The organism is Vibrio sp. TMPB1044 (assembly GCF_030442075.1).
GTDB classification, from domain to species: Bacteria; Pseudomonadota; Gammaproteobacteria; order Enterobacterales; family Vibrionaceae; genus Vibrio; species Vibrio satsumensis.
In genome coordinates this window covers 1-24283 of record NZ_JAUJED010000022.1, presented here as the reverse complement: position 1 = coordinate 24283, position 24283 = coordinate 1, and the positions used below count along the sequence as shown (strand labels likewise).

Below are 24283 nucleotides of genomic sequence, written 5' to 3'. Positions count from 1 at the left end.
CCCTGCTATTCATATTTAAATGTCTTTTAATGATTGATCTAGATGATCTTTTTGCCATGACAAAATTATTCAAATGTAGGCAAATAACATGACCGCCAGCAATTTTTTAGCCATTGATGATAGGATCTTAGTGCTTCAAGTTTTTGCAGTTCAATGTGAGTATGGATGTATGCCTGGTCTAGTTTTCCTTTGGCATGGTTGAGCAGCGTTTCACCAACTAGGTAATCTATACCTATATCAGCCCAGATAGTTCTCGCTAGCTTCCTTAGGTCATGAGCACACCATTTACCCTTTGATACCGTTTTAACTAACTCCGTAGCGCTGACGCGAGATATTGGTGCTTTATCTCGTTTGGTTTGTGGAAAGACATGGTTACCCTTGTAATAGTTAGCTAACTGCCATGCTTTAAACGCCTTTAACAGTTCAACCATCTCGTCTGTTAATGGGTAAATGACCTCTCGTTTTGTCTTCGTATCATGCTTAGGGATTTTCCATCGCTTAGTTTTAAAACAGACGTTGCACCATTTGGCCTTACGCGTTTCACCAATACGTGAACCATGGCTAAGCATCAGTAGACCTAGAACTCGGGCAAAAGGATCTGATGTGCAAAGCCCTTCCAATAACTCTTGAACATCGCCTGGTTTAAGGCTGCATCCCTTTGCTTCAATTTTGGCCGTGATGAAATCTGTAAACACCATATCGGTTAATGGGTTATGCCCTATCATCTTTAACTTCTTCGCCTTTTTGAAGGCAACCTTTAAAGCCTGAAAGATAGATCGAATATAACTGATTGAGTAGTGGTTCTCCCTTAGCGGTTTCATCAACAACTTCTCAATTTTCCGATGAGTCAGCTCAGCAATTCTTTCCCCATGCAGTCTGGGCACGAGGTGAAGGTCAACCATACATTTGAGCGAGATGATCCGCTCTGCAGATAAGTGCTGCGACCGGTTCTCTCTGTCTAGATGCCAAACCAACAACTCATCAACGGTTTCAAACTCATTAAATATCGCTCTTTTGCCCTGAGCGAGATCTAAGACGTAATAATTGAGTACATCAAACACATGAGGGGCTGAAAGGTTCGGGTACTTCCCTAGCGTATGAGGCCTCTGAGCACCGTCTTTATATTCCATATAAACCCACGAACCCTGCTCTCGATTCTTACGAAAACGCAAGTAAAGCGAATAACGCTCATCTTTCAACTGCGTCACTCTTAGGTCTTTCGAGTACTTTCTAATTTGCGCTTCGGAAATCTTACAGCGAACAGTAGCGGCATGATGAACACCGGCATTCAACTTAATCATTTTATTCTCCTGTTAAGGTGGCTTTAATACTCATGCGCCTTGGTTGTAAGCCTTGGCCTGAAAACGAAACGCTGTCTATTGAGCACGTCCCTTGGAATACACCAGGGAAAGAGCTATCGAGAATCAATAGCCCCTCCGCAAATACCGCTGGGTTTGGCGGCGCTTCGATACTGAGCTTTCGTCCCTCTCGCTGCATTCGTCTGAGTTCGCTCGCGCATGCCTGCTCTGCTTCTTGTTGACTGTTTCTGTCTTTACCTATCGATTTAAATGGCGCCTTACCTTTTCTCACTTCCTGTCGAGTACCGTCCTCAGTCGAAAGATAAAATGCCTTAACACCGGCGACATCCGTTCGTCCATCGAGGTCGATACTCACGTTGATGAAATTCGGAAGTTGTGGCTGATTACCGCTGGGCTGCGATAACATGATGGTTTCAATGTCTTTGCCACTGGCGCTTCTAGCTTCCCCCTTGGGAGCAAAAATAAAGCGACCATCGATAGGTTTAGCGACAGCATCATATTGCTTAGCAAGCCGGTACAAAAACGAAGGCGTACTTTCATCAGTGCGATCAACATGGGCGATTTCAATTTTTTGTAATCTCGGGTGCACAAAAGTTTGAAAGCCATGAGGGGTCACATTATCCGCAACAACTTGAGCCAGTGTTGTCTTGTCCCAGCTCATCGATTTACGCTCTCGATAACCGGTTTCATCTTTAATACTGAAAGGGGCGACAGACAACACCAAAGTCACTTCTCGGGGATGTAAGCTGATGGAACGTTTCGATATTTGAAATTCATCACGCAGCACTTCACCCAAATAGACTGAGTACTTTTCTCCCTTCGGGGGAATGCCGTCAATGTCATCAGAGTTGATCGTTAAAGAAAGGCTATCCCCCTCAATCCCGTTGCCATCAGATAGACGCCACGATTTAAGGCGAGCCAATAACAGTTCGCTATTTTTGCCGACTAGTTTAAACATTAGTCCCAAGACCTCGTAACAGATTGAGTGGGTTTCACCGTAGATATTTCAGGAATATGGACATGGGTATCTGCAGTGAAGGCATCTCCACGGACATGCGGATTAAGGCGATAAAACGCGGTCTCTAACTGATCGCTGTCTTGGCCTGTTTGTTTAAAAAGTAAATCAGTGATTAATTCTCCTTTACGCGCAAATATTTTCATCCACGATACTCCAAGAGCTGCAAAGACATATCCGTCACCATGGCGCGCCCATCATGAATAAGCTCACTGCGCCCCTCTTTAATCTGCTTGATCGTCCAACGGCCAAGGTTAAAACCTTGACCGTCACTCACTTGTTGAGGCTCATCAATCAAGGCACGAATCACGTCCACGGACTTAGCGGCGCTGTATTGAAGCCACTTTGCTGTAATATCTATCGTTTCAAGTGGTCTGCCCGTTCGTTCTGAACGCGCATTATCGATGAGGCCAACTTCGGAGTAAGCGCCTGCCGTTGTTCTATCAAACTTCGTTATGGGCGTTTTATCTCCAACCGAAAACACGAACTCCCCAATCACTAAATGATGCATGGTTATCCTCTATCAATGGCTGACACGTTAATGGAATCGTCGATGGTAAGCCCCGTTAAAGAGTCATATTGGGACTTCATTTTCTGGTCAATTTGAGCGGTAACCTGGGCTGCAATTTTCTGTTCATCCATACCTGGTGCGGCCTGAATAGCGACGTCAGTTTTAAAGATGACCTTGGGGGTTTGACGGATGAGAGATTCGTTTTTTTCTTTCTCGACTAACTTTTCAGATACCGTTTCCGAAGCCATGAGTTTATCGTCGGGCGAATCCAGCTTATCGCCAAACCATCCCCCTAAAAACTCACCACCAAGATCGCCTAATAACGAACCGGCTAAACCACCTATCACAGTACCGACACCAGGGAAGACCATTGTTCCGATAGTTGCGCCAAGACTGGCCCCTCCGAGGCTACCAAGTAGCCCACCACCTTCGGCCAAGGCGGTTTTGGTATCGCCTTCAGTGACGGCCGTTGCGATATTGCCGGCACTGATCGCCATATCAAGCGGCCTAAGTAATTTGCCTAAGCCTGCTTTACCCGCACCTTGAGCCACATCACCGGCGAGCGCGATGCCATCTTGCGCCATCGCAACGCTTGGCATCATCGCTAATGCACCACCGCCTAACGATAATGGCAAAGCGCCACGGTTGGCCGTCATCATTGTGCTCGCCATGTTGTAAGCTCGAGCAAGCGGGTTTCGTGAACGTAACTTACGTGGAGGCATTCGGCTTTTTGAACGACGACCACTGGCACCCAAACCACCGCCACTTCCTCTCCCGCCACGACCAGAGCCCATACTCATCATGGCTCGGTTTAACCGGCTAAGTTGTTTCGTTGCAAAAGCCGCTGCTCGGCCACTTTGTTGGGTTTCACGGTTTAAGCCCTTTCGAAACAAGCGCCCTTTATCGAGGGTATTACCAAAGATAAGGGAGGCGGCTTTGCCTGCTAACATCGCGCCTTTGAACGCCAATAAGCCAGCAACACCAATTCCAACCGCAGCCGTAACGCCCTGGTTAGCTTCGGCAAAATCCGCCAATAGATTGATCCCATCACCTAATGGCTCAAGTACCCAATTGAGCGCAGGTAAAAGAGCGGTACCAACGATCACGCTTAAACGGTTCACCTTGTTGATGAACTGAGAAATGCCGTTTTCACTGGTATTTATTCGCGCCTCATATTCGTCTTGTAATGACTGAATATGAACGTCTTGCCCTTGCTTAGCTAACTTGAGCGTTTTACGAAATAGATCCGTGTTACCCGCCAGTGAAGCCACAGCCCCTTTCGCTTCTTCACCAAAGATTTGAGTGATTAATGCACTTTGCTCTTCTAATGGCGCATCTCTTATGGCTTCAAGCACTTGTAATAACGTCCCCGAAGCATCATTTTGCATTGATGTGGCGAGACCTACTGAATCGAAACCTACGGTTGATAACGCGGTTTGCTGCGCTTTGGTTGCTGCACCGCCAAGAGTGAGGCGACCTGAAATATTCTTAAGTGCGGTTGCAGAGCGTTCTTCCCCCATACCTGCAGACAGCATCGACGCCGAAAGCGCCGCGGCTTCATTAGCGGAGAACCCCGCCATTTTGGCCGACGCGCCTTGCCTAGCCATTACGCCTGCAATGTCGTTAGCTTTCGCATTCGAGTTGTTCGATAAATGGTTGGCAAGGCCAGCAAGGCCCATCGCACCATTTTGATCTAGCCCTAATGCTGCTTTAAATACCGCGAGGGTTTCACCCGCTTGGCCAGCTTCCATATCGAAAGCGACACCCATTTGTGCAGAATCGAGCACGAACTGTTTTAACTCGGCTTTGTCTTTGATGCCGCTTTGCCCACCAGCTGCCAACATAGCGTTGATGTCATTGGCGCTCATCGGTGTTTCAGTGGAGGTTCTTAGCGACCAATTACGCATGGCATCTGCTTCTTCAGGGGTCATATCGACCACCTTTTTCACATCAGCAAACGAGCTTTCGTTCTTTACTGCCGACCACACCGTCGCCGCTATTGGTGCAGCAGCCATGGCAAGCGACGTCGCTTGACCGCCAATCTCACTCAATTTTGCATCGCGAGTATCAATTCGTGATTGAATTGATTTCATCTCTTTCAAGTGACGGTTTTGTTTGGCGATAGCCGCTGTGGCCTTTTCTGCCTGAGCTTCGAGCTTTCTTTGCTCATCACTCATACGGCCAGTATTGATCCCAGACTCTTTTAACGCGGCGCCCAGCCCTCTGAGTTTATCGCGCTGCTTGTTTTGGCTATCGGTTAGCTGGGTAACCCGTTTACCTGCCGCTTTATAGGCCGCATTCAACTCATTGGTTTTCACCTTGCCTTGGTGAATCTCATCGTTAAACGAATCTAGCCGTTTTTGCGCTTCGTATAACCGATTCTTTAAATCAATGGCCCCTTCGCCCGAGGCCTTTTTCAGTTGAGAGTTGAGGCCTTTTATCTCCGCTTGTGTCTTACTGTATTCAACCCGAAGACCCGAAGTTCGCTGTTTGTTGTCTTCCAGTTCTTGACTAAGGCGAGTCACCTTTGCTTTAGCATCATCAAGCTGACCGGCTAACTTAGCTGCTCGCTTGCTGGCAGACTCAAAACCATTTAATTGCTTGAGCTTGCCATTAAGTGAGATCACCTCTCCACGCTGGCTTTCAAGTGCCGCGGTTAACCGCTCTGTGGCTGTGGTCGTTGAAACAATGTCCTCAAGACCATTGACGGTGGTATTAAGAACGAGGTTAATTTTCTCGGACATTATTTCACCCCAAGCTTGGCGAGAATAAGCTCATAACGACGCACCGCGACATCTTGTGGCCATCGCCTTAGTTCAGATTCAGATGTATTTCGGTGCATTGGAACGAGGTCGATTAGGCTCTCAACGTCATCGGGCGAAAGTACGCCGCCGATTGTTGAAAAAAAGCGCCCACCTGCGGTTTCAACGCCAGATAATCATTGATTGAGAGAAAATCAAGATCGGACCTTTGCAAGCCCGTGATCACCTCAAACATAAAATCTTCACGCGCTCGCTCTTCGGTGATGTCCGCCAACGCTTCGGAATGCGCGACTTTAGGAATGGCAAACTTCACCTTATTAATCTTGTCTCCTACTTCATTTTCGAAAGGATGCAGTAAGGCAAACTCTACCGACTTACCATTAAGCTGTTCACCCTGCAGTTCATCTGATGGTTTTAGAATCAAATCACAGATGTCGTCATAGAGCTGATTGAAATCAGGCACCGCTAAGGTTTCGAACTCGTCTTTGGTCACATCACTGCACGCCATAATCACGGCTTTACGTTGTTCGAAGAGCTGTTTAGCCGTGAGTTCTTGTTCGGCTTCGATGTGTGGCAGCTTACGGAACTGCGCAACAGGGATCGTTTTAAGGGTCACGCTTTCACGCGAGAAAAAGGTCAGTTTGCTTTGATTTTTCATGAATTTTTCCCATAAAAAAAGCCACCCGATTTGGGTGGCTTAGGTTTTGATTGGGTAAGGTTAGTGAGTCTGACAAACCAAATGTCTTAGCTTACGCTCTTGAAAATCAGCTAGCTGAATAACACCTTCAATAGCTGAGTACTGATCCGTTTTTCGCTCTTGGCCTTCAAGCACAATACAGAGCATTGAAGAAATACTGCGAAATGATATCAGAGCGTGCTCAATATCTTCCCATTCTGGGTGAGCAGTTTTACTCATGCAGCCACCAGTTTCTTACCAAGCTTAAGGTGGGTGTACTCGCCATCCCAATTCTTCTTCATTGGTAACTTACCCTTTAGATACAGCTCATATAACTTGGTAGCGCCTTTTTGTAGCAAGATTGGCGTGGCAGTTACAAAAGAGTCGTACCCATGCATAGATATTACGTTCTCCTTTTCTGTCATATAGTTATCTCTTGCATAACTCGCAACACGATAACCAGATTTTTTACCACGCTCTCTATACAGCCACCCTAACTCAACAAGAAAAGCGTTGATTCGTTGGACGTTAATACCATTAAGCATTCGGCCAAACTGTGGAGCGGTCAATCCACCTTTAAATAGATTTTCAAGCCCTTCGATTTTTTCAGCTTGTTCTTTGTTTTCTACCCTAAGAACATCACGCTCTTTTGAGGCTTCTAAAGCAATCTCCAATATCTCGGTTGTGGTTAGTTCAGGGCGTTCTACTTGTTTAGAGTCTAAAAATGCTTGATTGACTGTTAACTGAAAACGGGGGCTAAGCCAACCTGCAAAAGAAACAGCTATTAACTCATGAGCAAATGTTCCTTGGCTCTTCCCACCTTTTATAATATTCAAAGGCGATGTGCAGATCTGCATATCGGTCACTTCTCGAACGATCTCTTTCGCTTGCTGAGTCCTTAACCATTGAGCTGGTGCTTTATTGCTACCAAAGCCACTCGCTCTATGTAAATTATTTAAGTTGTAACGGCCCATATCATCGACACGTATATCTATACCTGCAATGACAGGCATCTGATTCGGTGTTAGAATATTAACTTGTTCATTTCTCATATTTCCCTCCAAGGAATATTGAATTGAATCTAAACCTCAGTGTTAGCGCACTGGGGTTTTTTCGTTTCTACACTTGTGATCACCCACCATCTTTCTCCTGCTCTATAATAGTAGCCAATTGCTACCATTGAAGAATAGTAGTAAGTGGCTATTATTGCCAAAGATTGTTTTCAGGAATTTTATATGAGCCAACGTCCTCCCCAAATAAACGTACGTATGCCAGAAGATCTAAAGCAAAACCTTCATTTAGCAGCAAACGAACACAATATCTCCGTAAACTCCGAGATTGTTAGTCGTTTGAGCACTTCATTTTTAAAAGAACAACCTACGCAATCGAAACTTCCAAACGCAAGCGAAGCAAAAGAAAAAGCATTAGCGAGTAAAGACTCTCTTCAGTTGAATTTACTGAACCAAATTACGAATGAAGTCCACCGCCGCTCCGCACTTGGGCTCTTTACAGCTTACATTTCTCTAGACGAGTTTGAACTATGCGATGGTGAAGAGCCTGTCGTAGAGACCGTCATAAAACCCATAATCTCATCATTGGTAGATTCTGGTTACACGCTCCCGTACGACTGGGATGCGGGTGGCTTTACGATAGCTTGGGAATAAACTCTTTTGCGCAAAAATAACCAATAGTTATTCGCATTAACAAGCTCAAAGCAGTCGAGCAAAACAAAAACAAACGACCATTTCCCATGCCATTGATCGAGGTGTCTTAACACCTCTCTTAACTAATACCCGCCGTCCCCATCAAATCCACACCGCCAACGACGGTCTTACCCGTATCGACATTAATGTCGTGAATGACATTACCCGTATCGGTGAGTTTGTATGCTTTACAGGTACCTTCAATGGTTACGGTTGGCTTTTCGCCCATCTTCACTGCATCTTTTTTGATGTTGGTGATTGGCCCGTACATCGAGTAAACCTCTTGGTACTTCGCCTGATCGGTGTCTTTTCCTTTTTCCGTCACGTTAATTTGAGCGTTATCCATAAAGAAGCGGCCAAGGGCATTTTGGATTTTTTGATGATCACCACGTACTTTAAGCGTCCACTTAAGCGGCTCAAAGCCCACGACATCTTCAGACTCGACAAACGAGCCCTCGTTAGACACCGTCTTGGTTTTAATATCAACCGGAGTGAACTCCACGATTTCGTTCATCATCGGCACAGATTCAATCTGCGCCGAGAGCCGCATGCGAATACGATCAGCCATTGACGACCTCCTCTAGCCACGCTTCGATAAGCCCGTTGTCTACACTCATTTCATAGACCATGTGCTCATTCGGAGCATAGCGACCATAGTTAACACACAAGTACCAACGCCCAGAGGTATAATTCTCTAGGTTGTTTTTGCTTGGGTGCAGGAATGCTTTGAATACCGGGATAACGCCCTGAGCCACCAAGTTTTGGCCCCAGTTCGTTAAACGGTCAACAACTTGATCCATGAACTCTTCGGTAAGCTGCTTACCCATCAGCGGTTGGCTGGTTTCTTCCAGCTTACGCGCCATCAAATCTTCCAAACCGACATGAGAGAGAAAGCACCCGGTATTAGAGCGGTTGCCAATGATAGACATTCCCCCCATTCGTGTGCGAGCAATCGTCACCACACCATGCTTATTCAGGAAATTGGCTTGAGTGGTTTTATCGTTGATTTTGTAGGACACATTACGAGCAGTTTCATCACAAAGTACCCCTCGATTTTGCGGACTCTCCCAACCTTCAACCGAGGCCATCGCTGCCACCAAAGCAATAGAAGCAGGCATAAGAGATTGCACACCGTCATAGGTTTTCAAAAACCATGGGTCGATAATCGACAGCTTATCTTGTCCTGTCCCTTCCGAGCCAAATTCAGCGGCAAATTCTGCAGCTTCCATATCATTCGTATTCGGACCATCAAGAACCGGACGACAGCGAACATCACGACCAATAAGCGCAAGCTTTTGACCCACGGTTTTCGAGTTAAACCCTGGCGCCGCAATGATGGTTGGCGTTTCAGCGCACGCCTTAACGGTTTCAAGGCCGGTGATCGCTCCTGTAGAACTGTTTACCCCGCCGATGATATTTGCTTCAGTCACGGATGCGTCCGTATTGGCTTCTACAATCGTTACGTACACAATGCACTTAACGTATTCAAGTAAGTAGCGAACCACATTAGGCAATGTGCCTTGCCTGGTCCCAACGCTATCAAGCGATAACATCGCATGACTGTAATTCCATAAACGCGTTGGCTCGTTATAACTCAAGCCCGTATTCTTATTTGGCGCAGTACCAATTAAATGAACCACCTGCAATGCAAGTGGTCCCATGCTTGGTTGAGGCTCAATGGTGTTAACTTCTACCCCATTGAGTTCAAAATCTTGGATTGGCGTGAGCATTACTTGCCCTCTTTTTCCGTGGATTTAGACGACACCTTGACTTCAATCGCTGGCCCTAATTTCCCATTTTGGATAAGGAAGGCCGTTTGTTGAGGCAAAAGATGGATAGTTTTTTCATTTGGAGACACCCAACGACCATTCAATCGAAACTCTTTGATGATCGGGTATTCCAGTGTTTTTACTTTTGATTTCTGCACAAAGAAACGCTCCAATAAAAAAGCCCTTCACATTGCTGCAAAGGGCTTTGTCTAGATACAAAAAAACCGCCTTATTAGAAGCGGTTTATTGGGTTGGCTTTTCTGGCCAAATGACGTCATTTGGATTGGAAAAGTTTTGGGGTAAATCGCGAAGCGCTTGACGGTACGCTGCAAACGCAAGCTTCTTTTCTTCTGTAATTGGAGCATCACCCACTTGAGTAAAATCCGTCTCCGTGAGCTTTGAATGACGCTCTGCTCGAATTAGCTCCCATAGAGCCTCATGTTCAGCCTCTAGGCAAATCTCAGAAGCTCGAGCTTCACTAAAACCCATGTCAATCAAAATTCCAAGTTCTGCCGGCACATTGTAAAGTGTCTCTCCATTAGAATAAGCCAACTCTTTGATATAGTAACTCATGTCGCCCTCAGTCTTTTCTTGCATAACGTTTATCGTAATCTAACGCATAAGCTAGACGACGCTCTCCATAGTCAGGACCAAGAAATGGGTCATCGATATGATACGCCTTAACTTTCCATTCAATTTCTAAATTTGCAGGCGCATATATTCCTGCTGACACCTCCCCAGCTTCTCGGCTATACCACAGCTGATTATTGAAACTTTTTCTTACGTGATAAGTCAGCCCGCCTCTTAGGTAGCACCCACTTCGTTGACCATGGTATACAATACTCCCGGAGGAAACCCCTCCATATAAAGGCCTAGTATTATTAACGGGGTAAGCAATACATTTCATGCCCAAATGAACGGCTCGGACAGTTTTTCGGAAGGTTTGAGAAAGTCGTTTGATGGTGAGGTAATTTGCATCCCCATGAAATTGACATCCCACGCCTTCCATTTGCAGATTTAACCCTGCAATAAAAATCCTTTGCCCGAAAGGAGCCAGATCTCGGTCTTCCGAATGCCCTCTTGAAATAGTGATTCGTGATCCTCCCTCTTCATTACCTGGCATTCTCCACCAGACTGGATAAAAATAGTCGGTACTCAACCCCGTTAAATCAATCACCGACTTATAGTCACTTTGGCCATTGATGTCTTTTGCTTGAACTTCACCACGCCAACGATCAAAGCTATCTTTGGCTTCAATAACTTTTTGATCAATCTCCCCCATTATCCCTGCAACTTCTTGCGACAACGCTTGTGAAGCTGCTGTCTGCTCTGCAGAAATTCGCTGTAAATCTGTAATCTTTTGTTCAATACCCATTAACCCAGCTCCGTTCTTAGCCGCTCACTAAGCAACAAATGCTGATGAGCTATTTTAATTTGTGTTGTTCCTAAAGAGATCGTTGCGATAGCAGCAGTCAACACCTCTTCAGACATCAGTAAATTGACATTCTCGGTCCCGACCTCGATTGTCACGCTGCTGCTCGGCAGTGGAGACACATCCAGTGTGAACCTCTGTAACCAACTCGAATTCGCCGATTTGTATGTCAGTAATGTCCTCGGGGCGGAATACACCGCCAACAAAGTACCGGATTCTAAAAAGAACCCCACTTCACGAACTTCATATTCTTGACTGCCTTTGAAGACGGCGCCCATTCTCAACTGTGTTGGGCTGAGCTCCTCCCAGTCCAAAATGACTTCGCGTTGAAGTTCGTTTTTCAACGCATTCTGATCTGTCGTCGGTGTATAACTACGATCCCCCACAGCAATGTATTTGATTGCTCCTTTTAGCCCTTGGTGGCGAGCGCTAATAAGCTCAGCGAGCCCCGCATCGGTGTATTGCACGACATAACTCATGCTACTGCTCCAAATTCAAAATCAGTTGTAATAATTAGGCGTGTGGCTGCGCACCAATACAGAGGAGCAAAGCCTGATGAGGCTTTAATGTTACCGCTGCAGTGATCGTCTTTCGCAATAACGCTATTGTGCTTCACCGCTGAAAATTCAAACCCAAATTCAGCGCCAAGGGCCATAATGAAATCAACCGTGTCTCGCTCAGACTTAGTGCTCTCAATACGACTTAAGACTCGGGTTGTCGCCGCCTTATCAAGCGGCTGATTTCGTTGCCATGCGATACATTCAATATGATACGGCGCGTGTCTTGGTTGCATTTGATGCCAAGGTGTCACTTCCACATCACAATCAATCGCATCCAATGCAATAGACAAACCAAATCGCGTTCCTGCTTTTCGATGAATATCAAACGCCTTATCCACCGTTTTACGTTGACTTTCTAGCGTGTCTTTTGGCTGCCAATCCGTTACACCTCGCTCACCCGCAAGCAAAGCCACAAAGGTTTTATCCGTCAATAAGGGTTGTTTAAGGTTGGGATACGGACAAAAAGTGGATTGAATAAGTTCTGTCCAAGCAAACTCCAAAGCCTCTTCAATAAGAGAAGCATTATTGGGCTGGACCGATAGAAACGCCTTATTCAGATCGGACATTCACCATCACCTCCGTACAATGTGGCGCTTCATCCCAAGCGCACACCACATCAACCGCCGGCGCTTGAACCTTGGCCCGTTTCGCACCCAGCTCATAAAAAATATGGGCCACTTCTTCCCGGTCAATAATGCCGCCAAGCCTTTGTGCTTTTTCGGCAAACTGCCAAGCCACAACGACCGCCGACGCTTTGTCGACCTCATTGTTGGGATCCGCTCCTGTAAAAAGCGTCACTTCAATTTGATAAGGTTTAGGCGTTGCCGCTTTTACCGTGATCTCATCCGACTCTTGCGCGATGTCATCGCGGTTTAAGTATTGTCTTGCTCTTTCAAGCAAGGCCGAACTTGGAACACCATTGAGTGATGTGCGGCTTAATAACGCCACACAAACTTTGCCTGAATTAGGTTCAAGCATCCTGGCTTGCGCATCTTTGATAGGGTTAGGTAAGGATGTTTCAGGAAACTCATAACGCATCACCAGAGCATCTTTTTCAGAGTTCACCGTAATGATTGGCCGCTCTTCTAAAGTCATGGCATGAAAACGATAACCAAGCCGAGTGCCAGTGGTATGAAACTGGAAAGGCGCCAAATCAAAACGCTGAAGCAAACTTTCATTAGACTCCATTACCGCAGGCTTTGCGGGAAAAACAGTCTCATCACCGGCTTCTATGACCTGACGCTTTAAACTGTATTGCAACGCCAACAGATCCACCATTTCGGTATCGGTCACGTACTTACGAAACATCTGCAAAGCTTGATGATTCTGCTCTCGTATTTCAGCGGTTCGTTTTAAGACAAACGCTTGTGTCACCTGAGCGAGCAGCTCACCTTGATTATTAAAAGCCTCGCGTAATTGTTTCGCTTTATCTTCATCTCGCTGAGCGCAATATTCCACCGCAAAATTGATGTATTCATTCAACAGAGATTCAAAGTTAGGCTCACTGAAAGCTTGAGGTTTATTACTCATAATGCACCACTCAATTGCAGAGGTTCACCGCGCCATGTTCCCGAGACTTTCACTCTAAATCCATTCAAGTGTGGGATGGCTTGGCACTGAATGCCTTGATAATCCGTTAACCCATTCAATGGGTTGGACAAAGCCTCTAACGTTAGATTTTGAACTATCATGGATTCGGTGGGTGTCTGCTGCTTTCCCAAACGCGAGACCGCTCGATTTCCAACGCCTCGACGTTTTACTCGTGAACTGACTTCTGTCGTTAGTACCTTTGCAAAACGACAGTTCAAGGCACTGGCTCCGGTTACGGTTTTTCCTGTTTTTGGGTCAATACCAATCATTGCTGTTGCTCCGTTGGCTTGGTTTTCGCAGGACCAGGAAGTATGCCTGGATGCTCGTGTTCGTTATAAATCTCTCGGTCAGCTTGCATCGAACGAGTATGATCGGTGACCTCTCCCGTTGCTTGATAATCCCCATTTTGCCAAGTATCACCGTAGATCTTCATGCCCCCTGGATACCGGCAAATAATAGAGCCGTCATCGAGGTTATAAAGCTCTGACATGCCGTTACCGTAATCGGTCATCACCTCGTTCTCTTTGAGTGTTGGGCTTTGAAAGTGAGTAGAAGGTAATCCCATTAACGCCACGGCATTGTTTAAGCTGTCACCGCTTCCCAAATTCATCAGCAAACATTGCTCGTTAACTGAAGGGCGCCGATAATGGCTGACTCTTCCTGCCGCAAGCACAAAAAAAGGGATCCTCTTTACAAGATTATCCCCTGTCTGAATATCGACGGTGTTTGCCTCTGCTTTCACAACAACACCTAGGCGCAGTAGATTAGCCGAAGCGCGATTGTTCTCTTCTAACTCTTCATGTAATTCAAGAACCTTCTTCTCTAATGCGCTCACATGTTTCATCAGCTTGGTTAGCATGGTGGGAGCCCCCATCAATGTAATGCCAGCTCTCTTCCACTGGGCCTAATCGAATACGCTGTTTCATCGTCACGGTTCGTGCAAACACACCATTTTTTGGATCAAACTTGCTAGGAAGATTAGACACCACTACCGCACCGTCTAAATCGCTCGACGCACCAAATTGTTGATGCAGCAATTCTCGCTCTACACGCGTTGAAGCGTCCAACGCTTCCAAATCAAACCCATCCATGGATATAGGTACTTCAACCAAGAACCTTAATTCAATGTCATGAAGGTGACGCCCGTCGTTGGCATATTCATTAACCGGCTCGGCCTCGCCAATGTGATAACTGATGGTGGTGTTGGCCAACTCAACCGCTTGGCGTCGATAAACAGTATCGACCTTAAGCGTAAGCCGCTGCTCTAAGTGATTGAGCACCAATAAGACCCACTCACGCGGCGAGCGAAAGAACGTGTTTGAATTCACGATGAAAAAACGCCTCAAATTTACGATTAATATCGGGTAAGTAGTTCTCAACAATCGAATCAACATCATCCGCAATATCGATTTCGACTCTTTCTATGGGAGATCTCGACTTACCGCGCCTTCGCCATACCAAGAGTTCATCGCTATCCATCGGAGAAATAAACGCGCCAGCAAAAAAATGCTCACCCACTCGGACACCTAAGCGGTTTTGAACGGGCTTACCCAATCGGTGAACACCAATGTCACGCACACCAATCCACAGCTTCGACACACGACCGTTTTTGTACACTCGAAATCGCGAACGCAGCGCTTTGTTATCAATACTGAGCTCATAGCCAAGCTCTGCCATCGATACTCCTCGTAACCATCGAGAGGTGAGCGAAGCCGCTCGAAGTACTGCTTTCGGAATTTCTTCTTCAAACGCTTCATAACGACGAATAAACTCCGTATCTAAAAGCAATTGGGAACGACTAAAATTCAGACCACTCATGCTGCGCACCTTGGGTATCTAATACCAGGACATATTCCCTCATAATCTGACTCGTGCCGTTGGGGCTTTTAGCCGCTGTATCAAACACTAACCGGTACCGTTTATCGCGATAAAGCAAAGTACAGCTTTCAGGGAGCTCAGAATCCGTAGCCAGTAAATGCACTTGATTCACGCCCTTCTCGTGACTTCGGATGTATCCGATCACTTCAATCTGCTTCCCTTGTGGTGTCATCACAAAAAGAGGACGACCAAAACAGCGTTGGATAGATTGACGAATAAGACGCCGAGCCGATTCAAACTCACTCATCACGACTCGTTAAAGTCACAAACTCAGTGAGTACACCACCAGTCAGAAGCACCCCACCATCAATGAACACCCCGACCGGTTGAGACACATCCCCCACTGCCGTGGGCTTTGTCTTGGTAAACTCACCGTTTTTGAAGTAAGCCGCTTCAGATTCAAAGCTCACGCTGTCACCGGCTTTAATCGGGCCATCAAAATGACCTTGTGTGTAACACACCACCGTCTCGCCGGCTTTCGCCGTAAAGTTAGGCACCACTAATAAAGCCCCAAGTAGACAAGGTACATCTTTCTTAAAGCCACCCGTTGGCACGGTCGCCACAATCTTATTCCCATCGCTTAAACGCATATTGTCACCATTAAAAAAGGGCAAGCCATGCTCACCCTATCAATCAAATTAAACTGTTCTTCCAAGCTTTACTTAAAGATCGCTTGGGCAATACCACGGCGGTCTAATACCTTCGACATTAAGTCGTAAGTAATACGGAACTTGGCACCATCGCTGCTCCAACCGTCGCCCGTTTCTAACCATGGGTCTTGCTGGCCATCTAAGAAGCCCATCACTACGGTATCAAAATCTTTACCTGTCAGCGCCAGTGCGCCATTCACCTCGCTTAAACGCGCAGTTTCAATCACTTTGCCGAATTTTTTATAGGCTGGGTTAAAGGCATCCGGTTTGCTCGCGGTGTTCAAAACCGCTTCAAACATTGAAGCATGATCTGGACTCGCAATCAGGAGCTCACCACGAAGATCTAACGCATCGCCTTGACCCGCTTCACCATCTAGTGGGATGGTGGTTGCCGTCGCAAAGACCTTATGCAGAGCCATAATCATCGCCGCGTAATCGCCTGCTGGAATGTCATTGATGAAGTTACCCCAGCCTTTGTCTTTGCCCGCTTTAAAGACATTTCCACCATCGGCCATCTTGCCTGCGAGGATAGAGTTAAACATCAGCTTGTCTGACAAACGATAACCGGACTGCATAAATTTACGAGGCACCTTCGCCACTAAACCAATTTCGTCATTAATGATGGCATGACGAGTGAACTGAATTTCACGCCCAAAGGTCGCAAGCTGAATGCGCTCACCGCTGCCTTTTAAGACCGCCGCTTTGTACTCGCCATCTTCCGATATTTTCATCAAGTCCGGCGCGTCATTAACCATCACTAGCTCAGTTTCACGAAAATCCGTCAGGTTCTCCACGTTAGCCAGTTCACGCCACATCGGGGCTCTTGCTTGCGCTTCATCGCGCATCACGGTTCGGATACCTTCAGTAATGATGTCGCCAAAATCACCGGAGTTAAACGCTCGGTTCACCAATTCATTCTTGGTGATGGCGCTTCGGGCATTCACATCGAGGCAAGCGCGCGCCATATTCAATAATGACTCATGACCGAACGCGTTGTCTTTTTCTAAATCCTCAACACCACAACGTGCATTCAACGCATTTTGCAGTTCGTCTTTTACATGGTTACCGTTGCCAAGTCTCATGTGCGTAGCCGTCAAATTCGCTTCAGGCTCTTGTTGACCTGCCGCTGATTGGCTGCCAATACTTTCTAAAATCTTAGTGGATGCCTGTCCCACTGAGCACGATAAGTCAGCCAGCATTTCATTGGTGAGTGCCTCGCTGACTTTATGTTGAGCACACAACGCACGAATATCTGCTTGGCGTTGGTTCTCTGCTTTTACAGCGTTTTGTAATTCTTCATTTGGTGTCGGCATGTCGCTTACCTGCTTGGATTTGTTTATTTGAGGTTCATTTGGCTGAGCAGACGCTGCCAAAGATGTCGGTTCAGTCGCCTGTTGCGTTAGCGAATTCATCAGCTCGCTTGGCGCTTGTTTGAAATTCTTAAAATCAGATTCATCGAGGTTTTGTAATGCGTTACTGAGGTCGACCGCTTCAACTACCTCATCAACAAGCCCCCACTCTTTAGCGGCTTGCGCCGTGAACCACGTTTCTTTCTCCATGGCAGTCAGTACCTCTTCAAGAGGTTGACCCGACTTTTCAGCGTACGCTTCAGAAATGGTCTTGGTCGCCGCTTGCAACTGTTGGAACGCTGAGTTGATTTCCTTCTCACCGCCCCACGCTCCGATAGTAGGGTTATGGATCATCAACATGGCATTTTCAGGCATACGGATAGAGTCACAGGCAAGCAGGACATAAGTCGCAATGCTCGCGGCCATGCCATCGACAATGCCCATCACCTTTCCTTTATGCGCCTTCAGGGCGTTATACATTGCAAGACCTTGGTAAACGCTGCCCCCACCACTGAGCATTCGCAATTCAACCTCTTTATTGTTGGCCACTTGCAACGCCGCAATGATTTCCATTGCATCAATATCCCAAGCACTGATATCTCCATGCACCCAAATCTTAATCACATCGGCTTCGTTCTTAAGCGTGTACCAGCTATTCTTTGGTTTTGGCATGGTTTGCCTCTTCTTTTTGATTGTTGAGCTTCACCGCATGAGCAGGGTCCGACGTACTCACGATGTGCATATCGTTCATTTGTTGACGTTCAGATTGAATTTCGCGACGAGTCGACAACGGGTTAATATTACGTTCACGTTGTGCATGACTTAAGGAATGCAAACCTAAACGGGTTCCTTTTTCGACGCCTACCATTTCTTTGCTAGGGTCAATCCATGGCATCACTGGCGCCTGATAGATCGCATTTAAAATAGAGTCTCGCTTAACCCCAGCGGGTATGTTTACTTCACCGGCTAACATCGCCATCTGCAAAGCATGTCGATACTGTGGGCGAGTCCAACCTAAAACGAACTTTCGCTGCAGCACTCGATAACGACTAAACGAATCGATTAACTCTTGGCGCTGAGCGGAATAACTGCCGTTGCTGTAGTCTCTGGTTACGCTTGAGTTGTTCACTCCTGCGCCCCCACTGGCTAATCGAAGCTGGGCATTTCGGAAAGGACTGCTCATGGTTTCTTTTCGGTTGTTCTCCACCACTCCTGCATCTTCACCAGGTGCCAGTTCAAACGAATTCCCCATACCTAAAAACAAATCACCACCGCGATCGAACGCGTCCGATGTGTTTGAATTCAATGTCGGATCTCGTTTTATGAAATAAGCAAAACGACTCGCTATCTGGGCACTAATACGTTCAGATTGGTCGTAATCTTCGATGTCATCGACCAAATCCAAAATGGAATGCAAAAGGGAAATGCCACGGTTTTGATGAAAGCGCCGAGTAAACTTTAAATGGCAGACAAACTGCGCATCGACATCAACGAACTCAAACCCTCTTGAGTCTCTCTGAATCAGATAGCTAATAGCCTGCCCGAGCTTGTTTCGCTTGATACCTTCAAACAGCCCTCCTTCAGCTTCCGTTATATGCGAAGGAATAAAATCAGGCTCAAAGGGCTGCACCGCAAAGGGCGTATCTGTTGGGTAATTCAAATCACTGTGCTTACCCATGAACATTCGACAAAACACCTCGCCATCACGAAACCATGTTCGACCCGCAAGCCACTCAGTTTCCGCGCGAGAATGTTCAGCATCGATGTTTTGATTTAAAGAAAAGTTCTCCCACCAGATCATGATCGCCTGAGCACATTCAATATGAACCTCACCTTTATGGTTTAGAGGCTGAGGCTCCACCATGATGCCATTCGGACCAATCACATTGGCGCAAAGCTCATCCAAAATAGCTGTAACAAACGGGTTATTTTCATCCATGTGCCTTGCACGTTGATACACCGCTTTCGCGCCTTTGTTCAACGAATTTGAATCACCTTTCGATTGTTTATTTGTCTTTTTGGTGTGCGGATTTCGGGGAAGTGCTGCGTTGTATTTATTCAAAAGCCGTCTGTCGTAGGCACGTTCCAACCCTTTCCTTGGACTGAAGATGGCCACAAGCTTGTCGAGCAAGTTTTGGCTACTCAAGATAATTTCTCCGTATCATAGAGCGTCGTCCCCCTTGAACTTGCAAAGCAATAATGCGCTGCAAACGCTCTATCTCTTTACGCACCGTCGCTAAACTCGCCAAGGTCAACTCTTCATCTTCTGCCGTCTTAACCGACTGTTGCTGTAAGATTTTCTGTTCGGCTTCAAGGTACCACTGCAAACGTTCTTGATTGGTCGGTATTACTAAACTCATCCGAAAATACCTCTTGAGTGGTTATAACGTTTCTTAAGTTTGCGCTCGAAAACAGGCTGTAAGTCAGCATCAATCACATTCGGGTTAATCTGCCATTCAGACGCCCAAGGTGGTGCGCTTTCCCAATGGATGTCATCACCACCAAGAAAGTGCATCCCCGCTTCGGCATATGCGCATAAATCAAAACTTTCGTTACGCGTCTTATCAGGGCAAATCCATTGGCCTTTTTCATCGATGAATTCCGCCGTCAGTTCATCAAACCACTCTCTTTCCGCCCATGCGGGCAAATGGAAATACCGAGAGCCAAATTCTTCACGGGAATAGCTGGCCACCACACGGTTTTTTAGTCGATTGGTGTGCAGCAGTAATAAAGGGATCTCACCATGCGCCAGTTTGCTGCGCTTATCTGGGTAAGATTCTTTAATCAGTGAATCCATGTCTTTGTTGCTGGCCCCTTTCACAAGTCGAAACAAGTGGGCCAACCCTTTCGCTTTAAGGCGGTTATAAAACTGGTAAGCAAAATCGGTCACTGAGGTTTTCTTACCGTCTTTTTCAGAAGCCGAACCACCAGAATCACACAGTGTTAATATCGATTTCATGACTCGTCCACTGCCATCAGCAACGGGGTATGTTTTCTTGATCACCTGATCGATGAGTAGGTCCCAATCTTCAGCGTAAATGGCAGGGTTAATACGATCACCATTTCGATGTGGTGTCGTTAGAATTTCAAAGCGGTCGATCACCCAACGCTGCAGACCTTCGCCAAACACTTGAGCTTGAACCACAAACCGTGCATTGGATTTACCACCTTGAACATCAATACTCATGATCAAGAAGCGACCACCAACAGGCACCACACCACGCAAATAAGGATTGCCTTTGGCTTTTTCCATCAGCTCATGAGCACCAATATCTTTTCCTTCGATTTGTAAGATATAAGGACGGCCAACATCAATGTTATAAAAAGACATCAAAGAATCTTCATCACCGCTATCTTCATACAGGGTTTGAGCCGTGAGATAACGATAAACTAAGTTCTCCCAACTCTGGTAGGCAGCTACGACACCTTCAAACCCAAACGACGCCCATTTAGACTGGCGTATTTTGTCTTCATCCGTGACCTCTTCACCAAACGAGTCAACCGCCCCTTCACGAAACCAACGGGCCGCTAAACTTTTTTCTTGTTTTTGGTGCTCATCAATACGGTGCAAACAACGTGGACATTGACAATAGGTAGACTTGGCCACATCTTGAGGATCTGAATACTTGTCTTCCCAATTCAAAGTTTCAAAATCAGGAAGGAACCAAAAACCACAATCATCACACTGCCAATAGAAACGCCGACGATCACCTTGATTGTAGAGCTGAGCAATTCCCCCACACGGCTGGGCTTCATGAGGGCCGAGCTCTGCCGGTGACTTAGGTTGGCGAACGATACGCCCTGGTGAACTTTCTGCCATCGCCATCCCAGAAGACTTCGCATTCTGAATCCGCTTAAGCATCAGCTGAAATTTGCTCCCTTCTTGCCCTACGCCATCATCGGCCCGATCGTAATCCGAACAACCGGCATAACGAAACGTTTCGGCAGATAAACTGCTTTCGGTCGCAGAGTCCAAACTCAAATTCATCCCATTAAGAAAGTGCTTAAACGTTAGCGTATCGTCGGATTTCCGCCCTGTTCGTAGCTTTTTAATCTCTTCCGTCGCAGCAAAACAACGAGCAAGATCCTTTTTAGACATACTCTCTGCTTTCTTTTTTGTTGAATAGATCAACAACATATCGCCAGGGGCTTGCGTTACTGTGTAATTAATCCACCCTTCAACCAACCCTTTAGTTTTACCTGACCGTGCTGGTCCCATTAAAATCACCGCTTCATAAATACGGCGCGATAAACACTCCATCGGCTCTCGAATGTAAGGAACTTGACTCGATAAGAACTTCGTCACATCCGTCCCATCGGAAATCCACAAACCCTCATCAGCGGCAAGAACAGGACTTTTATTGACAGGTCGACACAAATAAGCCAACTTTCTTCTTATTTCTGCGGCATCCGCAAACTGAACACCTAAACGGGGATCAAACGTTTTCAAGCTCATCGGCAATTGCCTTCAAATCGAAATTCAATAATTTGTCCAAATATTCAAGATCTTGTGGGGTGACACTGGTTATCGCAGACTCAACGCGAGTGATCACTTTCTCTTTAAAACTCTTCACACTGGCAAGGCAAGTGCCGATTTCAAGCTCATAGTCAGCTTTATCCACACATTCACCGGTATCATTCAAAAGCGCCAATTTTTCACGTTCCGACTGGATATAAGCCCTAAGCTCTGCGGCCGTTTTAAAACCCATCAAATCCGGAGCATCACTTTCTTTAATCATTGCTTTACATAAATACGGGGCAACTTGAACCACATCGTAAAGGGGGGTATTGCCTTTGTAGGCGATTGGCTCAATCCCAGCAGACTTAAGCTTTTTTCGGATCGTAGAGCGGTGATAATCGAACGCTTCCAACTCGGTCAAATTCCAAAGTCGTTTTTCATTATTCATTGAAAGCCCTCTGAACGAGTCTTGTATCTCCGTGTGTCACGCCCTCGTAAGGAATAAATTTACGGACAACAACGGATGACGACCACCCAAGTAGTCAGTGTTATTCGCCCATATTTGTTATCGCACTCTCGTAGCCATAAAAGCCACGTAAATGCTCGATTTGATCAGCGCAATTGCGCCAGGCTTCTAGCCACATAGGGTCGCGCTCTACCGCTTCACCGTAGGTTTTAGGCGGAGCAGTAAAAGGTTGTGTGCAAGAAGTCAGATAAACCGCAGGAGGAAGAACTAAGCGGTCTTGGTATTCAGTGATGACCTCAGTGGTAGTACAACCACTCAGAAAAATCAGGAATAGGCACATCTGCACATTCTTCATGAACCAGTACCTCTTTTATTTGGGTCACTGTGCGAATCGTTTCAGTATTCCGCTCGGCCTTAGCTAGCAATAAAACATCAGCGGCCCGTTGCGCTTGCCGAACTTCATCGCTTAAGGTTTTAACGGTGATAGACAATGATTTATTTTTGTTAAGTGAGTCTTGAAACTGTCCCTGAAGCTCACCGTAGCGCTTTGCTTGCACCTTGGTTAAATCAAGTAGATACGCAGAGAAAGCGAAGCTACCAAGCAGCAAAATAACCAAACCTATCAACAAAGCATTTTTGATAGAGAAGTCCATAAAGCCCCTTATTACCAGCCGTTAAGGCAAGCTTGTTGCTCTAATTCGCGACGTTTCACGATCCCTGAACATTGGCTATCAGGGTCCCTACAGTTTTTGCCGTTAACATAGACCCAACGTGAAAATTCGAGGCATGCTTTTAAGGGTTGGTTTTGGTTAAATAACTTAAGCATGGTGGAACGTTTAAAGTTACCAACGCCAAGGTTGAACACAAAGCTCACTAGCACATCAAATTGGGCTTGTGTCACGTCGCCCGTTAGATACTTGTTTACAGAATTTTCGGCAATTTTCACATCAGCGATGAAATTACGGGCGATTTGCTCTTGGGTCACAGTATCGCCTTGCTTGACACCTTGAGTATGGCCGAGGCCATGAGTCCAGACTTTAGCACTGCATCGGTAAGCTTGAGTTCGACACCCTTCGAAATTGGCAATATGCCTTAAGCCTTGTTGGCTAGTTTGCAAATTCGAAATTAAATTAAAAGCAAGCGCGAGCACGACAGCGACTGAACACACACCCTTAGAAATCGCGCTTCGCATAAACTTTCACCGCTTTTTCTGGATTCGCTTTGATTATCTCTACGATCTTTTTTTTGTAATACCGGTTAGTAAAATAAGTCACTATCACAAAAACCAAACCTATTACGCTGACCCAATCTTGCAAAGTGAATGCACCAAAGCCTGCATAGGTCAGAGCACTCACGTATGAAACGAAAGAACTGATTTTCTCTTGCATATTGCGCTCACAAAAAAGCACCCGGCTTTCACATGAAAACGGGTGCTTTGTCAATTATAAACAGTAGAAACGAAAAAACCCCGCCGATAAGGCGAGGTTCTCCAATATAGGAATATTGCCACATTCAAAAGCCAAGTTCAATATTTGAGCGATTAAATATCTATCGTAACTAAAAGTAAAAAGGCTACACGTTTGCTTTCCATTTGTGGACGCTTACATTCAACCTAATGACGAAATGGAACTTTAGAAGGAATTTGACTATCCATTTCAAAGTAATATTGAATTTAGCTTTTCCAAAAGCAACATACTGTTAGACGATTTATAATCATAATTGAAAACAGTGTTTTTAATTAACATCTTTGAAATAATAGAGCAATAACTCTAATCTCTTTGTGAACTTGTCAGGCCAAATGCTGACAAATTAACCCTGAGATCAAATCATGAAAAAAACACTTATCACACTTGCAATCATTGCGGCGGCTCCAGCTGCTATGGCCGGAACATATAGCCCGAAAATCGACAATCAAAGCGTAACAAAAGCTTTAGTTAATCCAAACCATCTTTCTATGCTAGATATGGGCGCATTACAAATCAAGCTTGCTCACATGAACAATGAAGCTGCAACAACAGCGGACAACATTAAAATCTTTAACTCTCAAAATCATCTATTTCATGAAACAGGCGCCGCGACATACAAGATCCCGTCTTTAGCCGTTCCAATTGAACCTAAACCGACTCTGCAAGCGCAAGTTCCAA

Annotated in this window: 33 protein-coding genes; 2 read left to right on the top strand and 31 right to left on the bottom strand. The window is 46.0% G+C overall.

Translation table 11 applies throughout. From position 1 onward, the window contains the following. Positions 1–65: 65 nt before the first annotated feature. The 8 genes from QQ041_RS15385 to QQ041_RS15350 all read right to left on the bottom strand — a co-directional run bounded on the left by QQ041_RS15385 (position 66) and on the right by QQ041_RS15350 (position 7335). A complete protein-coding gene (locus QQ041_RS15385; protein ID WP_285954374.1) occupies positions 66–1301 on the bottom strand; it encodes a site-specific integrase in 1236 nt (411 codons plus the stop codon). Position 1302: 1 nt separating this feature from the next. Continuing rightward, complete coding sequence (locus QQ041_RS15380) at positions 1303–2277, bottom strand: hypothetical protein (RefSeq protein WP_285954373.1); 975 nt, start codon at positions 2275–2277, stop codon at positions 1303–1305. Continuing rightward, the gene (locus tag QQ041_RS15375) at positions 2277–2480 is read right to left on the bottom strand and encodes a hypothetical protein (protein WP_048663552.1); all 204 of its coding nucleotides are present in this window, start codon (positions 2478–2480) and stop codon (positions 2277–2279) included. Before QQ041_RS15375 ends, QQ041_RS15380 begins: the two co-directional genes overlap by 1 nt. Further along, complete coding sequence (locus tag QQ041_RS15370; protein WP_048663553.1) at positions 2477–2845, bottom strand: phage tail protein; 369 nt, start codon at positions 2843–2845, stop codon at positions 2477–2479. Before QQ041_RS15370 ends, QQ041_RS15375 begins: the two co-directional genes overlap by 4 nt. A gap of 2 nt (positions 2846–2847) precedes the next feature. Then, positions 2848–5589, bottom strand: a complete 2742-nt coding sequence (locus QQ041_RS15365) for a phage tail tape measure protein (protein ID WP_285954372.1) — start codon at positions 5587–5589, stop codon at positions 2848–2850. Between the two features lie 112 nt (positions 5590–5701). Then, positions 5702–6265 (bottom strand): hypothetical protein, encoded by a 564-nt coding sequence (locus QQ041_RS15360; protein ID WP_048666407.1) that lies wholly within the window; start codon positions 6263–6265, stop codon positions 5702–5704. A 60-nt stretch (positions 6266–6325) separates the two neighbouring features. After that, positions 6326–6523 (bottom strand): hypothetical protein, encoded by a 198-nt coding sequence (locus tag QQ041_RS15355; protein ID WP_285954371.1) that lies wholly within the window; start codon positions 6521–6523, stop codon positions 6326–6328. Continuing rightward, on the bottom strand, positions 6520–7335 hold the full coding sequence (locus tag QQ041_RS15350) for a KilA-N domain-containing protein (protein ID WP_285954370.1): 816 nt from the start codon (positions 7333–7335) through the stop codon (positions 6520–6522). Before QQ041_RS15350 ends, QQ041_RS15355 begins: the two co-directional genes overlap by 4 nt. Before the next feature lie 183 nt (positions 7336–7518). On the opposite strand from QQ041_RS15350, the gene QQ041_RS15345 reads away from it, so the two are divergent. Beyond that, positions 7519–7947 (top strand): Arc family DNA-binding protein, encoded by a 429-nt coding sequence (locus tag QQ041_RS15345; RefSeq protein WP_285954369.1) that lies wholly within the window; start codon positions 7519–7521, stop codon positions 7945–7947. A 118-nt stretch (positions 7948–8065) separates the two neighbouring features. Here the strand turns inward: QQ041_RS15345 and QQ041_RS15340 are convergent, their stop codons facing one another. The 23 genes from QQ041_RS15340 to QQ041_RS15230 all read right to left on the bottom strand — a co-directional run bounded on the left by QQ041_RS15340 (position 8066) and on the right by QQ041_RS15230 (position 23527). Further along, positions 8066–8554: a phage major tail tube protein gene (locus QQ041_RS15340; protein WP_285954368.1), complete on the bottom strand. Its 489-nt coding sequence runs from the start codon at positions 8552–8554 to the stop codon at positions 8066–8068. Further along, on the bottom strand, positions 8547–9716 hold the full coding sequence (locus tag QQ041_RS15335) for a phage tail protein (RefSeq protein WP_285954367.1): 1170 nt from the start codon (positions 9714–9716) through the stop codon (positions 8547–8549). Before QQ041_RS15335 ends, QQ041_RS15340 begins: the two co-directional genes overlap by 8 nt. Further along, entirely contained in the window at positions 9716–9913 is a 198-nt protein-coding gene (locus QQ041_RS15330; protein ID WP_171762549.1) for a hypothetical protein, read from the bottom strand. The genes QQ041_RS15335 and QQ041_RS15330 overlap by 1 nt, the downstream gene beginning before the upstream one ends. 85 nt (positions 9914–9998) lie before the next feature. Continuing rightward, the gene (locus tag QQ041_RS15325; protein WP_171762588.1) at positions 9999–10328 is read right to left on the bottom strand and encodes a tail fiber assembly protein; all 330 of its coding nucleotides are present in this window, start codon (positions 10326–10328) and stop codon (positions 9999–10001) included. 7 nt (positions 10329–10335) lie between these two features. Next, positions 10336–11130 (bottom strand): hypothetical protein, encoded by a 795-nt coding sequence (locus QQ041_RS15320; RefSeq protein ID WP_285954366.1) that lies wholly within the window; start codon positions 11128–11130, stop codon positions 10336–10338. Beyond that, a complete protein-coding gene (locus tag QQ041_RS15315; protein WP_171762551.1) occupies positions 11130–11666 on the bottom strand; it encodes a phage tail protein in 537 nt (178 codons plus the stop codon). Before QQ041_RS15315 ends, QQ041_RS15320 begins: the two co-directional genes overlap by 1 nt. Continuing rightward, positions 11663–12313: a phage tail protein I gene (locus tag QQ041_RS15310; protein WP_285954365.1), complete on the bottom strand. Its 651-nt coding sequence runs from the start codon at positions 12311–12313 to the stop codon at positions 11663–11665. Before QQ041_RS15310 ends, QQ041_RS15315 begins: the two co-directional genes overlap by 4 nt. Next, positions 12297–13277 carry a baseplate J/gp47 family protein gene (locus tag QQ041_RS15305; protein ID WP_285954364.1) on the bottom strand — a complete coding sequence of 327 codons (981 nt, stop codon included), beginning with the start codon at positions 13275–13277 and terminating at the stop codon, positions 12297–12299. The genes QQ041_RS15310 and QQ041_RS15305 overlap by 17 nt, the downstream gene beginning before the upstream one ends. After that, positions 13274–13606: a hypothetical protein gene (locus tag QQ041_RS15300; RefSeq protein ID WP_004733471.1), complete on the bottom strand. Its 333-nt coding sequence runs from the start codon at positions 13604–13606 to the stop codon at positions 13274–13276. Before QQ041_RS15300 ends, QQ041_RS15305 begins: the two co-directional genes overlap by 4 nt. After that, the gene (locus QQ041_RS15295; protein ID WP_285954363.1) at positions 13603–14196 is read right to left on the bottom strand and encodes a phage baseplate assembly protein V; all 594 of its coding nucleotides are present in this window, start codon (positions 14194–14196) and stop codon (positions 13603–13605) included. The genes QQ041_RS15300 and QQ041_RS15295 overlap by 4 nt, the downstream gene beginning before the upstream one ends. Then, positions 14144–14620, bottom strand: coding sequence for a hypothetical protein (locus QQ041_RS15290; protein WP_285954454.1), 477 nt, complete (start codon positions 14618–14620; stop codon positions 14144–14146). Before QQ041_RS15290 ends, QQ041_RS15295 begins: the two co-directional genes overlap by 53 nt. 10 nt (positions 14621–14630) lie before the next feature. Then, positions 14631–15155 carry a phage tail protein gene (locus QQ041_RS15285; protein WP_136984875.1) on the bottom strand — a complete coding sequence of 175 codons (525 nt, stop codon included), beginning with the start codon at positions 15153–15155 and terminating at the stop codon, positions 14631–14633. Next, positions 15136–15462 carry a hypothetical protein gene (locus QQ041_RS15280; protein ID WP_285954362.1) on the bottom strand — a complete coding sequence of 109 codons (327 nt, stop codon included), beginning with the start codon at positions 15460–15462 and terminating at the stop codon, positions 15136–15138. The genes QQ041_RS15285 and QQ041_RS15280 overlap by 20 nt, the downstream gene beginning before the upstream one ends. Next, entirely contained in the window at positions 15455–15805 is a 351-nt protein-coding gene (locus tag QQ041_RS15275) for a capsid cement protein (protein WP_285954361.1), read from the bottom strand. Before QQ041_RS15275 ends, QQ041_RS15280 begins: the two co-directional genes overlap by 8 nt. A 68-nt stretch (positions 15806–15873) precedes the next feature. Further along, positions 15874–17886, bottom strand: coding sequence for a ClpP-like prohead protease/major capsid protein fusion protein (locus QQ041_RS15270; protein WP_285954360.1), 2013 nt, complete (start codon positions 17884–17886; stop codon positions 15874–15876). Then, complete coding sequence (locus tag QQ041_RS15265; protein WP_285954359.1) at positions 17867–19360, bottom strand: phage portal protein; 1494 nt, start codon at positions 19358–19360, stop codon at positions 17867–17869. Before QQ041_RS15265 ends, QQ041_RS15270 begins: the two co-directional genes overlap by 20 nt. Further along, on the bottom strand, positions 19353–19574 hold the full coding sequence (locus tag QQ041_RS15260; protein WP_048663569.1) for a hypothetical protein: 222 nt from the start codon (positions 19572–19574) through the stop codon (positions 19353–19355). Before QQ041_RS15260 ends, QQ041_RS15265 begins: the two co-directional genes overlap by 8 nt. Continuing rightward, a complete protein-coding gene (locus QQ041_RS15255) occupies positions 19571–21670 on the bottom strand; it encodes a terminase gpA endonuclease subunit (RefSeq protein ID WP_285954358.1) in 2100 nt (699 codons plus the stop codon). The genes QQ041_RS15260 and QQ041_RS15255 overlap by 4 nt, the downstream gene beginning before the upstream one ends. Next, positions 21651–22121 carry a hypothetical protein gene (locus QQ041_RS15250; protein WP_285954357.1) on the bottom strand — a complete coding sequence of 157 codons (471 nt, stop codon included), beginning with the start codon at positions 22119–22121 and terminating at the stop codon, positions 21651–21653. Before QQ041_RS15250 ends, QQ041_RS15255 begins: the two co-directional genes overlap by 20 nt. Before the next feature lie 100 nt (positions 22122–22221). Continuing rightward, the gene (locus QQ041_RS15245) at positions 22222–22479 is read right to left on the bottom strand and encodes a hypothetical protein (RefSeq protein ID WP_285954356.1); all 258 of its coding nucleotides are present in this window, start codon (positions 22477–22479) and stop codon (positions 22222–22224) included. Further along, complete coding sequence (locus QQ041_RS15240; RefSeq protein ID WP_285954355.1) at positions 22436–22792, bottom strand: hypothetical protein; 357 nt, start codon at positions 22790–22792, stop codon at positions 22436–22438. The genes QQ041_RS15245 and QQ041_RS15240 overlap by 44 nt, the downstream gene beginning before the upstream one ends. Before the next feature lie 11 nt (positions 22793–22803). After that, a complete protein-coding gene (locus tag QQ041_RS15235; RefSeq protein WP_285954354.1) occupies positions 22804–23331 on the bottom strand; it encodes a lysozyme in 528 nt (175 codons plus the stop codon). Continuing rightward, entirely contained in the window at positions 23312–23527 is a 216-nt protein-coding gene (locus tag QQ041_RS15230; RefSeq protein ID WP_285954353.1) for an HP1 family phage holin, read from the bottom strand. Before QQ041_RS15230 ends, QQ041_RS15235 begins: the two co-directional genes overlap by 20 nt. 440 nt (positions 23528–23967) lie before the next feature. Here QQ041_RS15230 and QQ041_RS15225 point away from each other — a divergent pair. Further along, positions 23968–24283, top strand: a 316-nt coding sequence (locus QQ041_RS15225) for a hypothetical protein (protein WP_285954352.1), incomplete at its 3' end; no start/stop codon positions are given.

What these genes read in the sequence shown, in the direction of transcription:
- QQ041_RS15240 (WP_285954355.1), bottom strand. Translation starts at nt 22,792, where the DNA reads ATGGACTTCTCTATCAAAAATGCTTTGTTGATAGGTTTGGTTATTTTG.
- QQ041_RS15295 (WP_285954363.1), bottom strand. Translation starts at nt 14,196, where the DNA reads ATGCTAACCAAGCTGATGAAACATGTGAGCGCATTAGAGAAGAAGGTT.
- QQ041_RS15385 (WP_285954374.1), bottom strand. Translation starts at nt 1,301, where the DNA reads ATGATTAAGTTGAATGCCGGTGTTCATCATGCCGCTACTGTTCGCTGT.
- QQ041_RS15305 (WP_285954364.1), bottom strand. Translation starts at nt 13,277, where the DNA reads ATGAGTAATAAACCTCAAGCTTTCAGTGAGCCTAACTTTGAATCTCTG.
- QQ041_RS15345 (WP_285954369.1), top strand. Translation starts at nt 7,519, where the DNA reads ATGAGCCAACGTCCTCCCCAAATAAACGTACGTATGCCAGAAGATCTA.
- QQ041_RS15315 (WP_171762551.1), bottom strand. Translation starts at nt 11,666, where the DNA reads ATGAGTTATGTCGTGCAATACACCGATGCGGGGCTCGCTGAGCTTATT.
- QQ041_RS15370 (WP_048663553.1), bottom strand. Translation starts at nt 2,845, where the DNA reads ATGCATCATTTAGTGATTGGGGAGTTCGTGTTTTCGGTTGGAGATAAA.
- QQ041_RS15255 (WP_285954358.1), bottom strand. Translation starts at nt 21,670, where the DNA reads ATGAGCTTGAAAACGTTTGATCCCCGTTTAGGTGTTCAGTTTGCGGAT.
- QQ041_RS15300 (WP_004733471.1), bottom strand. Translation starts at nt 13,606, where the DNA reads ATGATTGGTATTGACCCAAAAACAGGAAAAACCGTAACCGGAGCCAGT.
- QQ041_RS15380 (WP_285954373.1), bottom strand. Translation starts at nt 2,277, where the DNA reads ATGTTTAAACTAGTCGGCAAAAATAGCGAACTGTTATTGGCTCGCCTT.
- QQ041_RS15375 (WP_048663552.1), bottom strand. Translation starts at nt 2,480, where the DNA reads ATGAAAATATTTGCGCGTAAAGGAGAATTAATCACTGATTTACTTTTT.
- QQ041_RS15285 (WP_136984875.1), bottom strand. Translation starts at nt 15,155, where the DNA reads ATGAGTGGTCTGAATTTTAGTCGTTCCCAATTGCTTTTAGATACGGAG.
- QQ041_RS15325 (WP_171762588.1), bottom strand. Translation starts at nt 10,328, where the DNA reads ATGAGTTACTATATCAAAGAGTTGGCTTATTCTAATGGAGAGACACTT.
- QQ041_RS15320 (WP_285954366.1), bottom strand. Translation starts at nt 11,130, where the DNA reads ATGGGTATTGAACAAAAGATTACAGATTTACAGCGAATTTCTGCAGAG.
- QQ041_RS15280 (WP_285954362.1), bottom strand. Translation starts at nt 15,462, where the DNA reads ATGAGTGAGTTTGAATCGGCTCGGCGTCTTATTCGTCAATCTATCCAA.
- QQ041_RS15335 (WP_285954367.1), bottom strand. Translation starts at nt 9,716, where the DNA reads ATGCTCACGCCAATCCAAGATTTTGAACTCAATGGGGTAGAAGTTAAC.
- QQ041_RS15340 (WP_285954368.1), bottom strand. Translation starts at nt 8,554, where the DNA reads ATGGCTGATCGTATTCGCATGCGGCTCTCGGCGCAGATTGAATCTGTG.
- QQ041_RS15230 (WP_285954353.1), bottom strand. Translation starts at nt 23,527, where the DNA reads ATGCAAGAGAAAATCAGTTCTTTCGTTTCATACGTGAGTGCTCTGACC.
- QQ041_RS15245 (WP_285954356.1), bottom strand. Translation starts at nt 22,479, where the DNA reads ATGTGCCTATTCCTGATTTTTCTGAGTGGTTGTACTACCACTGAGGTC.
- QQ041_RS15310 (WP_285954365.1), bottom strand. Translation starts at nt 12,313, where the DNA reads ATGTCCGATCTGAATAAGGCGTTTCTATCGGTCCAGCCCAATAATGCT.
- QQ041_RS15350 (WP_285954370.1), bottom strand. Translation starts at nt 7,335, where the DNA reads ATGAGAAATGAACAAGTTAATATTCTAACACCGAATCAGATGCCTGTC.
- QQ041_RS15250 (WP_285954357.1), bottom strand. Translation starts at nt 22,121, where the DNA reads ATGAATAATGAAAAACGACTTTGGAATTTGACCGAGTTGGAAGCGTTC.
- QQ041_RS15260 (WP_048663569.1), bottom strand. Translation starts at nt 19,574, where the DNA reads ATGAGTTTAGTAATACCGACCAATCAAGAACGTTTGCAGTGGTACCTT.
- QQ041_RS15360 (WP_048666407.1), bottom strand. Translation starts at nt 6,265, where the DNA reads ATGAAAAATCAAAGCAAACTGACCTTTTTCTCGCGTGAAAGCGTGACC.
- QQ041_RS15235 (WP_285954354.1), bottom strand. Translation starts at nt 23,331, where the DNA reads ATGCGAAGCGCGATTTCTAAGGGTGTGTGTTCAGTCGCTGTCGTGCTC.
- QQ041_RS15270 (WP_285954360.1), bottom strand. Translation starts at nt 17,886, where the DNA reads ATGCCAAAACCAAAGAATAGCTGGTACACGCTTAAGAACGAAGCCGAT.
- QQ041_RS15355 (WP_285954371.1), bottom strand. Translation starts at nt 6,523, where the DNA reads ATGAGTAAAACTGCTCACCCAGAATGGGAAGATATTGAGCACGCTCTG.
- QQ041_RS15365 (WP_285954372.1), bottom strand. Translation starts at nt 5,589, where the DNA reads ATGTCCGAGAAAATTAACCTCGTTCTTAATACCACCGTCAATGGTCTT.
- QQ041_RS15275 (WP_285954361.1), bottom strand. Translation starts at nt 15,805, where the DNA reads ATGCGTTTAAGCGATGGGAATAAGATTGTGGCGACCGTGCCAACGGGT.